Origin of the sequence: Amycolatopsis sp. ATCC 39116 (assembly GCF_000231075.2) — a bacterium.
GTDB classification, from domain to species: domain Bacteria; phylum Actinomycetota; class Actinomycetes; order Mycobacteriales; family Pseudonocardiaceae; genus Amycolatopsis_E; species Amycolatopsis_E tucumanensis.
Window position 1 is genome coordinate 1 of sequence record NZ_AFWY03000057.1, and the last position, 13,429, is coordinate 13,429.

A 13,429-nucleotide genomic window follows, 5' to 3' on the forward strand; every position below is an offset into this window, starting at 1 on the left:
CGCGGCCGCGGCGGCGGTGCGGCGGTCTCGGCGTCGGGCCTCGGCCGCCTGCGCCTGCTCCTCGGCCTCCCGCGCCAGCGCGAGCAGGCCGCGGGCGAGCGCGGTGGCGGCCGCGTTCTTGGCTTCCAGGGCCGGTTTCGCGCTCTGCTCGCGGTCGCCGACGAGCTTGCGGATGTCGGTCGCCTTGCGCGCGGCGTTGACGTGAGCCAGAACGGTGCCGGTCTCGCGCCACGCGGCCGCGGCCTCGCGGGCCTTCGCCAGCTCCTCGTCGATCCGCGCCTTCTCCGCGGTCGCGTCGGCCAGGCGCATCTCCCCGACCACGCGGCGCAGCTCGGTGACGACGGCGTTGCGGCGGCGGCAGTCGCCCTCGGCCAGTTTCTCCGCGTCCCGCGTCTCGTCCACATAGGACTTCAACCCGTCGAGGCGCTCGGCCTCCAGCTGGTGCCGCGCGATCACCGATCCGGCGAGCGCGCGGGCCTCCTCGCGCGCGACCGCGGCGAGCTTGCGGGACGCGGCGGCGAGCGACTCCTCCTCGGTGAGCGGCGTGAGCAGGTCCAGCGCCCCGGCCACGAAGTCGCGCTCGGACATCAGCTCGCCGCGCTGCCCGAGGTTGTGCGCGTAGGTCTGCACGACCTCGGCCAGGTCCTTCGGGTCGTCCTCGGGGATCACCGCGCGCAGCAGGAACTCGACGAACGCCTCGTCGGAGGTGAACGCGAACGCGTCGGCCGCCTCACCTTCGCCGGCGTTCATCGCGCGCTGGTAGCGGAACAGCTCGGTGTCCAGGCCGAGGGTGTCCAGCCGCTCGGTCCACTCGTGGTGGCGGCGGGTGGTGAACAGCTCCAGCTCCGGCTCGGCCTTGTGCGCGCGCTCCAGCTGCTCGGCGAACCCGGACATGGTCAGCAGGCGGCCGTCCTCGGTGAACGGCAGCGACTCCAGCCCGAGCGCGGCGGTGGGCCGGAAGCAGTACCACGAGTCGACCAGGTTCGCGGGGTCGTTGGACACGACGTGCCCGCGCCACTCCGACACCTTGCCGGTGATGACCCGCTGCCCGGTCTCGGTGTGCTGCCACTCCAGGACGACGTGCGCGACGTCCTTGGCCATCACGAACTTCTCCAGCACGCGCGTGCTGGTGGTGCCCACCACCTGGCGCCGCCCGGGCAGCATGACCGAGAAGATCAGCTTGATCAGCACGGACTTGCCGCCGCCGTTCTCCAGGAACAGCACGCTCGCCGGGGACGGCCGCCGCGGCAGGCTGCCGTCGGCGGAGTGTATCCCGGCGGTGAACAACGCGTCCTGCGCCGGCGCCTTGACCAGCGGGCCGACGCCGCTGAAGTCCAGCAGCACGTTCTGGTAGCGCGCGCCCGCCGGGCCGACGGAGTGCAGGCGCACCCGCGAAAGCTCGTACACCGATCTCCCCCTACAGAGTGTCCGAAATGGACGGGCGCAGCGTGCCCTCGCCGTCGGAGACCGCGACCACGCCGAGGGCCAGCAGCTCCTCGAACGCGCTGTCCGCGGCCAGTTCCCGCACCTGCACCTGGTAGCGCGGCGTGGTCCGGTAGGTGCCGCCCTGCTCGCCGCTGACCTGCACCAGGAACCCCTGGTCGGCCAGGAACCGCAGCGCGCGGGAGACCATGCCGCGCGTGGTGTCCGAAGCCAGGCGGCCGTCCTTGGTCGCCGCGGCTTCGGGGCGGCGGGCGTAGGCGCGCCAGGCCTGTTCCAGCTCCGGCGAGTCGGACAGCGGGTCGTTGTTGGCCTCGGCCTTCGCGGCGCGCTCGTCGAGGATCCGGCACGCCTCGCGCACCACGCCGTCCACCTGGTCGACGCTGACCCGGCCGATGTAGGTGTCGTTGGCCAGGTCGTCCGGGCGCGGGTAGCCCAGCGCCGCGGTGGCGAGGTGCACGAGGCCGTGCAGCACCTTCTCGGTGTCGCGGCGCTCGCGGATCTTGCTCTGCCGTGCGTAGCTGTCCATTTTGACCTCGAACACCGACTCGTCGGTGGCGGCCAGCACCGCGCCCGCCTGGTGGCTCACGTCGAGCACCATCAGGCCCAGCCCCGCGGCGACCGAGTTGGTCAGCTGCTTGAACGCGCTGTCCTCGCCGTAGCGGCGCACGAGATCCGCGTAGACCACGTCGCGCGAGGGCAGGTGCTTGGGCCGCATGCCGAACGAGATCAGCCGCGCGGCGTTCTCGGCGTCGCCGGTGGTCACCGGGCGGGTCATGCGGCCCCCTCTTCGTCTTCCTCGCGTTCCAGCCGCGCCGTGCTCAGCAACAGGTCGGCTCCCCCGAACTCGGGGTCCTCCAGCAGCGTGCCGTCGTCGACGGCCAGCAGCGCCCGGTCGTCCCCCTGCCGGACGGCGGCGCCCACCTCGGGACTGTAGGAGTGCAGCGCCCGCAGCGCCACCAGACGCGGCAGCTCCGGGTCGAGCTCGCGGGCCTCGGCCAGCACGCCGGACAGCCGCCGCGGCACCTCCGGCAGGTCCAGCAGCTCGTCGGCCCGCCGCCACTGCTCGTCACTGTAGTGGTCGAGGCTTTCCGGCGGGACGAGCTCCGGCTCCGGCACCTCGCCGACCACCTTGTCCCGCTCCGGCGCGGGCCGCAACAGCAGCGAGACCAGCGACGGCAGCGCGGGCACGGTCGGCACCACCAGGCCCGCCGACGCGTGGAACCAGGACTCCAGCGGCGCGACGGCGTCGGCGATGGGCAGCTCCAGCGCGGGCATCAGGATCTGGCCGAACAGGTCGACGGTGGCGCGCTGCGGCGGGCCGGAGAACTGCTGGCGGTCCTGCTCGGCGCGGAACACCGCGCCGGCGGCCTGCAGCCGGGCCTGCAGCTGGGTGTGGCGGCTGATGCAGTCGCTGACGATGTCGACCAGCTCGGCGGCGCGGCGCTTGTGGTCGACGTCCTCGGCCTCGTCGCGGGCCGCGGTGATGTTGCGGAGGATCGCGTTCTCCGCGCGGAAGCGGGCCTCGATGTGGGTCAGCGCCGAGTCCAGCAGCTCGGGCATCTCGCGGTCCCAGTCCACCGCCCGCACGTCGCGGCGGGTGGCGTCCAGTTTGGCGCGCAGCGTCTCGCCGTACTGGACGGTGCGGTAGCGGGCCTGCTCGGCGGCGAGCTTGGCGTCGGCGAGGCGGCCGCGGCTGATCAGGTTCTCCAGCTTGACCTCGGCCGCGATCTGCGCGGACTCCACGTCGGTGTCCAGCGCGCCGACCAGCACGTTGATCGCCTCGTCGCTGGCGCGCAGGTACACCTCACCGTCGGGCGCGGCCAGCTCGACGAGCAGTTTGAAGTCGAACGCGCGGCGCCGGTAGGTGCCGTTCGCGTCGAGGCTGCCGTAGACGCGGCGGAATCCGCGGTCGGTGGTGCCGACGTTGATCAGGTTGTCCAGCACCCAGCGGGCGACGCGCAGGTGCTCCTCGGCCGGGCGGCGCGGGGCCTGCGCGGCGATGAACGGCTGCAGGCGCCGGACGACGTCGTCGTGGTTGGCGCCGGTGTCGAAGTCCATCGCGATGGTGACCAGGTCGATCGTGTGCAACGCGATCTCGGCCATCTGGTAGACGGTGGCGTCGGCCCAGTCGAGCTTGGACTTGCGCGCGTCCAGGTCGTGCAGGGGCGCGGTGCAGGCGAGCGCCTTGAGCCGCCGGGCCAGGCCCTCGTCCACCAGCCCCCCGCTGATCAGGTCCGAGTCACGCACAGCGCGCCAGACTACTAGGGGGTCCGCTCCCGCTCGACTTCACGCTCGTAGGTGCGCAGCGTGTCGATCACCAGGCGCCGCTGCTCGGGGGTGAGCGGCTCGAAGGCGGTGCGCCAGGCGCGAGCGCCGGCGGCGAGCCAGCCCTCGACCTCGGCGCGGTAGGTCGCGGCGATGCTGACGATCGTGCGGCGCCGGTCGCTCTCGTCCTCGGTGCGGTCGAGGATCCCGCGGCGGCTGAGGTCGCCGACCATCAGGCTGACGGTGGTGGGCGCGACTTCGAGCCGCGCGGCCAGCTCGTTGACCGTCATCGGCCCGTCGAACAGCAGGTAGGACAGCAGCGACAGGTGCCGCGGGGCGAGGTTGAAGTCACGCAGCCGCTCCGGCACCGGCAGCTTCTTGGCGCGGCCGACCAGCCGCGGCAGGAGCAGCAGCATGGTGCGGACGGCCTCGTCGGCGGTCGGTGCGTCGCTCGCCATGCCCGTCATGATCCCACGTCGCTAAGGTCGCCCCATGCACGCACTGAGCAGGGACGAGTGGCTGGAGTTCGCCTCCACCGGCACGCGCACCGGGAAGCTGGGCGTCACACGCGCCGACGGCAGCCCGCACGTGACCCCCATCTGGTTCGTCGTCGGCACCGGCGACGGCGCCGACGAGCTGATCTTCAACACCGGCGCGGAGTCGGTGAAGGGGCGGGCGCTGCGGCGGGATCCGCGGTTGTCGCTGTGCGTGGACGACCAGGAGCCGCCGTTCGCGTTCGTCCAGTTCACCGCCGAGGCGACGCTGCACGAGGACCTGGACGAGATGCTGCACTGGTCCACCCGCATCGGCGCGCGCTACATGGGCGAGGACCGGGCGGACGAGTTCGGCAAGCGCAACGCCGTGCCCGGCGAGCTGCTGGTCCGGGCGCGCATCACGAAGGTGATCGCGTACGGCGGTCTCGCCGACTGATTTCCGCCAGCCCGCGGCCGTCCGGGCGCGCAGACTGGGCGGGGTGATCTCGGACGTCGCGGGCTTCGACTGGCCCGCCCTCACGGCAGAACTGAACGACACCGGCTGCGCCCTCACCCCGCCGCTCCTGAGCGCGCGGGAGTGCCGGGAGCTGTCGGCGCTGTACGACGACGTGGGCCGCTTCCGGTCGACGATCGACATGGCGCGGTTCCGGTTCGGCTCCGGCCAGTACCGCTACTTCGCCTACCCGCTGCCGGATCCGGTCGCCCGCCTGCGCGCGGCGTTCTACCCGCACCTGCTGCCGATCGCGCGGGACTGGGCGGCGAAGCTGGGATGGGACGCGCCGTGGCCGGACGACCTGGAGACCTGGCTCGACCGGTGCCACCGGGCGGGCCAGGTCCGGCCGACGCCGATCCTGCTGCGCTACGGCGCCGGCGATTGGAACGCGCTGCACCGCGATCTCTACGGCGAGCTGGTGTTCCCGCTGCAGGTGGTGATCGGGCTCGACGCGCCCGGCACCGACCACACCGGCGGCGAGTTCCTGCTGGTCGAGCAGCGGCCGCGCGCGCAGTCACGCGGCACGGTGACCCAGCTGCCGCAGGGCCACGGCCTGATCTTCACCACGCGGGACCGGCCGGTGCGGTCCACCCGCGGCTGGTCGGCGGCGCCGGTGCGGCACGGCGTGAGCACCGTCCGCACCGGCATCCGCCACACCCTGGGCCTGGTCTTCCACGACGCCACGTGAGGCGTCAGGCGATCTCCCGCAGCCCCGAGCCGTCCGCCGCGCGCAGCGTCGCCAGCGGCGGGCGCTGCTCGCACGCCAGGTCGGTGACCACCAGCTCGCGGTCGACACCGTGCCCGGACTCGCCCCGGCGGAACTGCGCGAGCATCGTCGCGGGCGGTTCGGCCGAGACCAGGCGGCCGTAGCGTTCCAGCCGGTCGAACACGGTCAGCATGATCTGGCCGGACATGCGCCCCAGCGCCTGCGTGTTCTGGTGCCGGTGGGTGCGTTTGCCGAGGTCGACCTGCGCGAGCGCGTCCAGCCCGTAGGTCTCCAGGATGTCGATCAGGTGCCCGACCTCGACGCCGTAGTTCGCCACGAACGGCACCCGTTCCAGCACCTCGCGCCGCCCGGCGTACTCGCCGGCCAGCGGCTGCACGAACCCGGCCAGTTCGGGCCAGTAGAGGTTGAGCAGCGGGCGCGCAACCAGCTCGGTGACGCGGCCGCCGCCGTCGGCGTCGGTGCTCACCGCCCCGACCAGCGGCCGGTGGTAGAAGCCCTTGACGTAGGCGATGGAGTCGTCGGTCAGCAGCGGGCCGAGCAGGCCGGTCACGTAGTCGCTGGTGAAGTCGTACAGATCGCCGTCGACGAACACGACGATGTCCCCGGTGGAAGCCGCCAGCCCCTTCCACAGGGCCTCCCCCTTGCCCTGCAGCCCGGGCAGGGCGGACAGGACCGAATCCTGGGCCACCACCGTCGCGCCCGCTTCCGCGGCCACCCGGGCGGTCGCGTCCTGCGAACGCGAGTCGACGACCATGACCTCGTCGACCAGCTGGTGGCGCTCGACGAGGTCGCGGCGGATCGTGCGCACGATGTCGCCGACCGTCGCCTCCTCGTCCCTGGCCGGGATCACCACGCTGACCGTCGTGTCCCCCTTGGCGGCGACCAGATCGGCCACCGGCCAGTCACCCGCCTGGCTGCTGCGCCGGGGCAGCCAGGAGCCGACGTCGGCGGACACCTGCGGCGCCGCCACCTTCCTCGCCCTGAAGCCTCGCATGCGCATCCCCTTCCCCGAACCGGACATCGGCGTGATCGATGCTTCGGCAGACGGGTTTCGCCGATCGCTCCGGGATGAAACCGGCAGGTTACGAGTTCGTACCCGGCAACGGGCGGTCGTAACACACCTTGCACATCCGTCGCGTTTGAACTTCAGTGCAGCAGCGGACAGGACCGGCCCTGCGCCGGGGCTTGTGTCTCAGGCCGGGCGGTGACCGTGGGGTAGCCGTCCACCTGCGTGGCGCTGGGCGGCCCGGTCAGCCGCACGAGCAGGTTGGCCGCCCGCGCGCCGGTCTGGGCGTGCACCGCGGTCACCGTGCACACGATCTGGTCCTTCGCCAGTTCGGGCAGGGTTTCCAGCGGCGCGCTGAGGCTCACCGTGACGACCCCCTGGTCCAGCGCCCCGACCGAGGCGCCGAGCGCGCCGGCGGGGAGCATGGTGGCGTAACCGGCGGCGGCCTCCTGCGGGTTCGGCCCGGCCAGGAGGAGGGTGACCGCGTCGGGCACCGTGCCGAGGTGACCGGTCTGCCGGACGACGGGCGCGAGCTTGCCCGCCTTGAGGAAGAACAGGATCGGCCCCGGCGCGGCCCCGACCGGCGGGTCGCCCGCGGAAACCGGATCGGTGGGGCGCACCCCGCAGCCGGCGAGCACCAGCACGAGCAGCAGCCAGGTCCAGCGCACGGTCACCACCGCCCCGGCAGCCGCAGCACGAACCGGGCGCCGCCGCCCGGGTTGTTGCCGGCCTCGATCGTGCCGCCGTGCAGTCCGGCGTTCTTCTCCGCGATGGACAACCCCAGTCCGCTCCCCTCCGACCGCGATCGCGCGGTGTCGGCCTTGTAGAACCGGGCGAACACGTGCGGGAGCACGTCGTCGGGCAGGCCCGGCCCGTGGTCGGTGACCTCGACGACGGCGTCCGCGCCCGACGCGGACAGCCGTACCCGCACCGGCGGCTCGCCGTGCCGCAGCGCGTTGCCGACCAGGTTCGCCACGATGACGTCGAAGCGCCGCGCGTCCACCGCGGCGATGATGCCGGGCGGCAGATGGGCCTCGACGCGCTCGGTCCACTGGCGGGTGCGCAGGGTCGCGGCGATCAGCTCGCCGAGGTCGGCCTCGCGCCGGTCCATGCGGGCGCGGCCGTTGTCGAAGCGGGAGATCTCGATGAGGTCGTCGACGAGCCGGGTCAGCTTGCGGGTTTCCTCGCTCACCAGCCGGGTGGCCGTGGCGGCGTCGCCCTGCAGGCGCGCCCCCTCCTCGTCGAGCACTTCGGTCACGGCGGTCATCGCGGCGAGCGGGGTGCGCAGCTCGTGCGACACGTCGGCGACGAACCGGCGCGCGTCGGCCTCCATGCGGCGCAGCTCCCCCACCGACTTCTCCAGGCTGGCGGCGGATTCGTTGAACGTGCGCGCCAGTTCGGCCAGTTCGTCCCCGCCGCGCTCGGGCAGGCGGGTGGACAGCCGGCCGTGGGCGAGCTGGCGAGCGCCGTCCCGCAGGCGGCGCACCGGTCGCAGCACCGCGCCGGCGGCCAGCCACGCCAGGACTACCGCCAGCGGCACCGCGACGGCCGCGGTGCGCCAGCCGTTGAGCGCGAACTCGCTGATCTGGTGTTGCTCGGCGGTCAGCGAGAACAACCCGTACACCTCGAGCCCGGACGGGACGCGGTTGAAGCCGGTGTCGACGGTCATGACGGGCATGCCGACCACGAGCTGGGGCGCGCCGGCGTCGATGCGCTGGAACACCAGCCGCTGCTCGGCGCCCACGCGGGCCACCAGTTCGGGCGGCACCAGCCCCATCGACCCGCGGAAGTCCGAGGACAGGGAGCCGTAGCGGGCGACGGCGGCCGACGGGACGGACCGCACGAGCTGGTTGAGGGTCGCCTGGTCGGGCGGCATCCGGAGGGTGGGGGCGATGGCGTCCACGTCGTCGCGCAGCTTGGCCATCACCTGGTCCTGGGTGGCGGCGAGCACGGTGCGCCGCGCGGTGACGTAGTTGGCGCCGGTCGCGCCGACGGTCGCCAGCACCGCGACGAGGCTGATGATCAGCACCAGCCGCGCCCGGATTCCGCGCAGCCGCGCGAGAAGCCGTCTGATCACAGTGGACCGAACCGGTAGCCGAAGCCGCGCACGGTGCGGACGTACACCGGCGCCGCGGGCTGGTCCTCCAGTTTCGCCCGCAGCCGCTGCACGCACGCGTCGACGAGCCGCGAGTCGCCGAGGTAGTCGTGTTCCCACACCAGTTCGAGCAGTTGCTGGCGGCTGAGGACGCGGCCGGGCACGCGGGACAGTTCGAGCAGCAGCCGCAGTTCGGTGGGGGTGAGGTGGACGGGTTCACCGTTCTTGGTGACCTCGCAGGCGGCGCGGTCGATGGTGAGGGCGCCGTGTTGTTCGCGGGCCTGGCCTGCCGCGCCGCCGCGGCGCAGGACCGCCTTGATGCGCGCGTCGAGGACGCGGGGTTGCACGGGTTTGACCACGTAGTCGTCGGCGCCGGCTTCGAGCCCGCCGACCACGTCGATGTCGTCGCCGCGGGCGGTGAGCATGATGATCGGGACCGGGCCGGTGGCGCGGATGCGGCGGCACACCTCGAACCCGTCGATGCCGGGGAGCATCAGGTCGAGCAGCACGAGGTCCGGGCGGCGGGTGTCGAGCAGCCGCAGGCCGGCTTCGCCGTCGGCGGCCGGTTCGACGTCGTGACCGTGCCGGCGCAGGCCAAGGCACAGTCCCTCCCGGACCGCCGGGTCGTCCTCGATCAACAGCAATGTCGGCACCCGGCCGATTATGGCGGCGTTTCACCAACTCCCGCGACTCTGTAGCAAAACCATGACACGACGACGACGGGACGAGGACATCCGCGGCCGAAGCTGATCACCATGTCCGTGCAGACCAGGCCACTCCGCCGTGGCCCGATCGTCGTCCTCGTCGTCGCCGTCGTCGTGATCGCACTGGCCCTCGGCGCCGCGCTCGCCCTCCGCGGCAGCGCCGCCGAGCCGGTACCGGCCGACTCCGCGGCGACGAGCGTTGTCGTCTACGACCGCAAGCAGAACCGCCCGCTGCGCCAGGAGGGCGCCGACACGCGTTACCGGTCGGCGTCGCTGGTGAAGCTGCTGATCGCGGTCGACCTGGTGCAGCGCGGGCACGTGACGCCCGACCGGCCGAGCCCGCGGGTGACGAGAATGCTGTCGTACAGCGACGATGCGATCGCCAACCAGCTGTGGGAGTCCGGCGGCGGCCCCGACATCGTCCGCCGCACGGCGACCTCGCTCGGTCTGACGGCCACCGAGCCCCCCACGGACCCAGGCCGCTGGGGCGACACACTCCTGTCGGCCGATGACGTGGTCAAGATCTACCGGGCGGTGCTGGCCATGCCGTCCCGCGAGCGGCAACTGATACTCGACCCGCTCCGGGACGCGCACCAGGTGGCGGCTGACGGGGTCGACCAGTACTTCGGCATCCCGGACGCGCTACCGGGCAGGCCGTGGGCGATCAAACAGGGCTGGGCGGCAGGCCGCGGTGGGGTCGACGCGCACACCAGCGGCGTGGTCGGAACCGGGGACCGGTATGTCGTGGTGGTGCTGAGCCACCGGCCAGGGGGAACGGCGCTGGAAACCGCAATGCGAGAAGTCACCGAAACAACAGCGACGATCGAAAATCTGTTGAACTGACAAACAAAACGGCAAGCCGGCAACGCAAAGCAGGCGACTACCCCAACCAGACCTCCCCCGCCCCCGATCCACAGCCGATCTTTAGTCGCCGATCAGCCGTGTCAAGGTACTCTTTCCCGCCTTGACACGGCTGCTCGGCGACTGAAACACAATCAGGCATCGGGGCGGGGGTGGTCGGAAGGTGACCTTTCGAGCGCCGTGAGGCGCTTTTTCCGCCCGCAGGGCGGACTCCCCGCCGCGCGAAGGCGCGGGTTTAAAGATCAAAAGAGTCCTCGCCGGACGGGCAGGCTCCGGGATGACCAGGGGTTGAATGCCTCGTCCCACCTTGGTGAGGTGGTCGCCGGGTGGTCATCCCGTCGCCTTCCGGTTTGTGCATATCACCTTGAGCCAGGGCCGCAAGGTTGGCATGGTCGGCCTGCGGTTGGCGGCCTGGGTTGCGGCCCTGGCTCAAGGTGATCGTTGCGTGTCAGGCGACGGGATGACCACCCAGCTCGGGTTGTGTTCAAAGATTGGCGCTGTGCGCCGTTAAACGCTTTCCTCTTCGAGCATTTCCGGGGTCACGGCGCTTTCGGTGTCGGGGATGTTCAGTTCCTTCGCCCGCTTGTCGGCCATGGCGAGCAGGCGCCTGATGCGGCCGGCCACCGCGTCCTTCGTCATCGGGGGGTCGGCCAGCTGGCCCAGCTCCTCCAGCGACGCCTGCCGGTTCTCCAGCCGCAACCGTCCGGCGGCGAGCAGGTGTTCGGGTGCGGTGTCGGCCAGGATGTCCAGCGCTCGCTCCACCCTGGCGGCCGCCGCGACCGCTGCTCGTGCGCTGCGCCGCAGGTTGGCGTCGTCGAAGTTGGCCAGGCGGTTGGCCGTCGCCCGGACCTCGCGGCGCATCCGGCGCTCTTCCCACTGCAGGACGCTCGCGTGGGCGCCCAAGCGGGTCAGCAGGGCGCCGATGGCGTCGCCGTCGCGGACCACCACCCGGTCGGCTCCCCGCACCTCCCTCGACTTCGCCTGGATGCCCATCCGCCGGGCCGCGCCCACGAGCGCCAGCGCCGCCTCCGGGCCGGGGCAGGTGACCTCCAGCGAAGACGACCGGCCGGGCTCGGTCAGCGAACCGTGCGCCAGGAACGCGCCCCGCCACGCGGCCTCGGCGTCGGCGATCCCGCCGGACACCACCGCGGCGGGCAGGCCCCGCACCGGGCGGCCCCGCTGGTCGATCAGGCCCGTCTGCCGGGCCAGGCTTTCACCGTCCTGAACCACCCGGACGATGTACCTCGTCGTCTTCCGCAGCCCGCCCGCGGACAGCACGTGCACGTCCGAGTGGTGGCCGTACAGCTCGTGGATCTCCTTGCGCAGTCGCCGCGCGACCGAACCCGTGTCGAGCTCGGCCTCCACCACCACCCGTCCCCCCACGATGTGCAAGCCCCCGGCGAAGCGCAGCATCGACGCGACTTCGGACCGGCGCGGCCCGATCTTCGTGATCTGCAGCCTGCTGAGCTCGTCCTTCACGGCGGCGGTCATCGCCATGGCCCCTCCCTACCCTTTCCGGCCCTCGGTCCCGCTGAGACCGAGAGCTTCCCGCACACAGCTCGCCAGCGCATCCGGATCGTGCACACCCTCGCGACCAGGGTCCGCCACGTCCGCCAGAAGCGCCTTGGCCCCCAGTCCCGCCGCCGCGTCCCGCAGGCGGGCCGGTGCCGGCACCGAATCCCGGTCGGCGATCACCGCGTCCACCCGCAGCCCGGGCGCGTGCTGGAAGAGTACGTCCAAGTGCCGTTCGGGTGAGAACCCCGCCGTCTCACCCGGCTGAGGGACGAGGTTCAGGACCACGATCTTCGTCGCCTCGGTGCGCAGCAGCGCGTCGTGCAGGCCGGGCACCATCAGGTGCGGGATGACGCTCGAAAACCACGACCCCGGCCCCAGGAACACCGCCTCGGCGTCCAGCACGGCCTGCACCGCCTCGTCGCACGCGGCGGGCACCCCGCCGGGCCGCCGCGGCGTGCGCAGCGTGATCCGCTCGACCCGGCCCGGCGTGCTCGCCACCGCGACCTGGCCGCGGATGCGGCGCAGCGTCCCGTCGTCGTCGAGGCCGGACACCTCCGCCTCGATCTCCAGCGGCTCCGGCGACATCGGCAGCACCCGGCCGGACACCCCCAGCAGCCGCCGCGCCTCGTCCAGCGCGGCCACCGGATCGCCCAGCACCTCGAACAACCCGGCCAGCACCAGGTTGCCGACCGCGTGCCCGGTGAGGGCGCCGCTGCCGCCGAAGCGGTGCTGGAACACCTCCGCCCACAGCGACTCGCCCTTCTCGGCGACCGCCAGCGCGGCCAAGGCCTGCCGCAGGTCACCCGGCGGCAGCAGACCCAGCTCACGCCGCAGCCTGCCCGACGAACCACCGTCGTCGGCGACCGTGACCACCGCGGTCACGTCCGGGGTCAGCCGCCGCAACGCGGTCAGCGTCGCGTGCAGCCCGTGACCACCACCCAGCGCGACGGCGCGCAACGTCGGAGTCACTCGCGTCCCAGGTCCCGGTGGATGACCTTCACCGCCATACCGTCCTCATTGGACAGCAGCCGGGACAGCTCCTCGGAGATCGCGACACTCCGGTGCTTCCCGCCGGTGCAGCCCACCGCCAGCGTCAGGTACCGCTTGCCCTCGCGCCGGTAGCCGGCGCCGATCAGGCGCAGCAGCTGGTGGTAGCGGTCGAGGAACTCCTCCGCGCCCTCCTGCGACAGCACGTAGTTGCGCACCTCCGCGTCCAGCCCGGTGTGGTCGCGCAGCTCCGGGATCCAGAACGGGTTCGGCAGGAACCGCACGTCCATCACCAGGTCGGCGTCCATCGGCAGGCCGTACTTGTAGCCGAAGGACAGCACGGTGACCCGCGTCTGCGTCGCCGACTCGGTGCCGAACGCGTCCTCGATCTTGGCGCGTAGGTCGTGCACCGACAGCGCGGAGGTCTCCAGCACCAGGTCGGCCTCCTCGCGCAGCGGCGCGAGCATCTGCCGTTCGGCGGTGATGCCGTCGATCAGGCGGCCGTCGCCCTGCAGCGGGTGGCCGCGGCGCACCTGCTCGAACCGGCGCACCAGCACCGCGTCCGTGGCCTCCAGGAACAGCACCCGCGGCTTGTAGCCGCGCGCGTCGAGGTCCTTGATGATGGAGGACAGGTCGTCGGTGAACGCGCGCGAGCGCACGTCCATCACGACGGCCACCTTCGTGATCGCGCCGCGGGCCTGCGCCCCCAGCTCGACCATGGTCGCGATCAGCTCGGGCGGCAGGTTGTCCACCACGAACCAGCCCAGATCCTCCAGGCACTTCGCGGCCGTGCTGCGGCCGGCGCCGGACAGGCCGGTCACCACCGCGACCTCCATGCC

Annotated in this window: 13 protein-coding genes and 1 pseudogene; 3 read left to right on the forward strand and 11 right to left on the reverse strand. The window is 72.4% G+C overall.

The genetic code is table 11. The features are described from left to right. The 4 genes and pseudogenes from AMY39116_RS44135 to AMY39116_RS0335380 form a co-directional block, all read right to left on the reverse strand. Positions 1-1,407 (reverse strand): annotated as a pseudogene (locus AMY39116_RS44135) (hypothetical protein); the annotation flags it as partial. A 10-nt stretch (positions 1,408-1,417) separates the two neighbouring features. Next, positions 1,418-2,218, reverse strand: coding sequence for a hypothetical protein (locus AMY39116_RS0335370; RefSeq protein ID WP_020422323.1), 801 nt, complete (start codon positions 2,216-2,218; stop codon positions 1,418-1,420). Then, positions 2,215-3,690, reverse strand: a complete 1,476-nt coding sequence (locus AMY39116_RS0335375; protein WP_020422324.1) for a hypothetical protein — start codon at positions 3,688-3,690, stop codon at positions 2,215-2,217. The genes AMY39116_RS0335370 and AMY39116_RS0335375 overlap by 4 nt, the downstream gene beginning before the upstream one ends. A 14-nt stretch (positions 3,691-3,704) precedes the next feature. After that, a complete protein-coding gene (locus AMY39116_RS0335380) occupies positions 3,705-4,166 on the reverse strand; it encodes a MarR family winged helix-turn-helix transcriptional regulator (protein WP_027936500.1) in 462 nt (153 codons plus the stop codon). Between the two features lie 34 nt (positions 4,167-4,200). Between AMY39116_RS0335380 and AMY39116_RS0335385 the strand changes: the two genes are divergently transcribed. Then, positions 4,201-4,638: a PPOX class F420-dependent oxidoreductase gene (locus AMY39116_RS0335385; RefSeq protein WP_020422326.1), complete on the forward strand. Its 438-nt coding sequence runs from the start codon at positions 4,201-4,203 to the stop codon at positions 4,636-4,638. Positions 4,639-4,681: 43 nt separating this feature from the next. Next, positions 4,682-5,383: a 2OG-Fe(II) oxygenase gene (locus AMY39116_RS0335390; RefSeq protein ID WP_020422327.1), complete on the forward strand. Its 702-nt coding sequence runs from the start codon at positions 4,682-4,684 to the stop codon at positions 5,381-5,383. Between the two features lie 4 nt (positions 5,384-5,387). Here AMY39116_RS0335390 and AMY39116_RS0335395 read toward each other — a convergent pair whose 3' ends face one another. The 4 genes from AMY39116_RS0335395 to AMY39116_RS0335410 form a co-directional block, all read right to left on the reverse strand. Next, complete coding sequence (locus tag AMY39116_RS0335395; protein ID WP_051123659.1) at positions 5,388-6,416, reverse strand: glucosyl-3-phosphoglycerate synthase; 1,029 nt, start codon at positions 6,414-6,416, stop codon at positions 5,388-5,390. A gap of 152 nt (positions 6,417-6,568) precedes the next feature. Beyond that, positions 6,569-7,096: a GerMN domain-containing protein gene (locus AMY39116_RS0335400; RefSeq protein WP_235716278.1), complete on the reverse strand. Its 528-nt coding sequence runs from the start codon at positions 7,094-7,096 to the stop codon at positions 6,569-6,571. Between the two features lie 2 nt (positions 7,097-7,098). Beyond that, positions 7,099-8,505: a HAMP domain-containing sensor histidine kinase gene (locus AMY39116_RS0335405; protein WP_020422330.1), complete on the reverse strand. Its 1,407-nt coding sequence runs from the start codon at positions 8,503-8,505 to the stop codon at positions 7,099-7,101. Further along, positions 8,502-9,176 carry a response regulator transcription factor gene (locus AMY39116_RS0335410; protein WP_039791934.1) on the reverse strand — a complete coding sequence of 225 codons (675 nt, stop codon included), beginning with the start codon at positions 9,174-9,176 and terminating at the stop codon, positions 8,502-8,504. The genes AMY39116_RS0335405 and AMY39116_RS0335410 overlap by 4 nt, the downstream gene beginning before the upstream one ends. Before the next feature lie 102 nt (positions 9,177-9,278). On the opposite strand from AMY39116_RS0335410, the gene AMY39116_RS0335415 reads away from it, so the two are divergent. Beyond that, a complete protein-coding gene (locus AMY39116_RS0335415; protein WP_020422332.1) occupies positions 9,279-10,070 on the forward strand; it encodes a serine hydrolase in 792 nt (263 codons plus the stop codon). A gap of 525 nt (positions 10,071-10,595) precedes the next feature. Here AMY39116_RS0335415 and whiA read toward each other — a convergent pair. From whiA to rapZ, 3 genes are read right to left on the reverse strand one after another with little or no spacing between them, the layout of a single operon-like run. After that, positions 10,596-11,585, reverse strand: coding sequence for a DNA-binding protein WhiA (whiA, locus tag AMY39116_RS0335420; protein WP_020422333.1), 990 nt, complete (start codon positions 11,583-11,585; stop codon positions 10,596-10,598). Positions 11,586-11,594: 9 nt separating this feature from the next. Beyond that, complete coding sequence (yvcK, locus tag AMY39116_RS0335425; protein ID WP_027936501.1) at positions 11,595-12,560, reverse strand: uridine diphosphate-N-acetylglucosamine-binding protein YvcK; 966 nt, start codon at positions 12,558-12,560, stop codon at positions 11,595-11,597. Between the two features lie 8 nt (positions 12,561-12,568). Further along, complete coding sequence (rapZ, locus tag AMY39116_RS0335430) at positions 12,569-13,426, reverse strand: RNase adapter RapZ (RefSeq protein ID WP_051079538.1); 858 nt, start codon at positions 13,424-13,426, stop codon at positions 12,569-12,571. Between the last annotated feature and the right edge of the window lie 3 nt (positions 13,427-13,429).

Bases quoted from the DNA above. Each gene is read 5' to 3' on its own strand.
- AMY39116_RS0335370 (WP_020422323.1), bottom strand. From the start codon at position 2,218: ATGACCCGCCCGGTGACCACCGGCGACGCCGAGAACGCCGCGCGGCTG.
- AMY39116_RS0335380 (WP_027936500.1), bottom strand. From the start codon at position 4,166: ATGGCGAGCGACGCACCGACCGCCGACGAGGCCGTCCGCACCATGCTG.
- AMY39116_RS0335385 (WP_020422326.1), top strand. From the start codon at position 4,201: ATGCACGCACTGAGCAGGGACGAGTGGCTGGAGTTCGCCTCCACCGGC.
- AMY39116_RS0335395 (WP_051123659.1), bottom strand. From the start codon at position 6,416: ATGCGAGGCTTCAGGGCGAGGAAGGTGGCGGCGCCGCAGGTGTCCGCC.
- AMY39116_RS0335415 (WP_020422332.1), top strand. From the start codon at position 9,279: ATGTCCGTGCAGACCAGGCCACTCCGCCGTGGCCCGATCGTCGTCCTC.
- whiA (WP_020422333.1), bottom strand. From the start codon at position 11,585: ATGGCGATGACCGCCGCCGTGAAGGACGAGCTCAGCAGGCTGCAGATC.
- rapZ (WP_051079538.1), bottom strand. From the start codon at position 13,426: ATGGAGGTCGCGGTGGTGACCGGCCTGTCCGGCGCCGGCCGCAGCACG.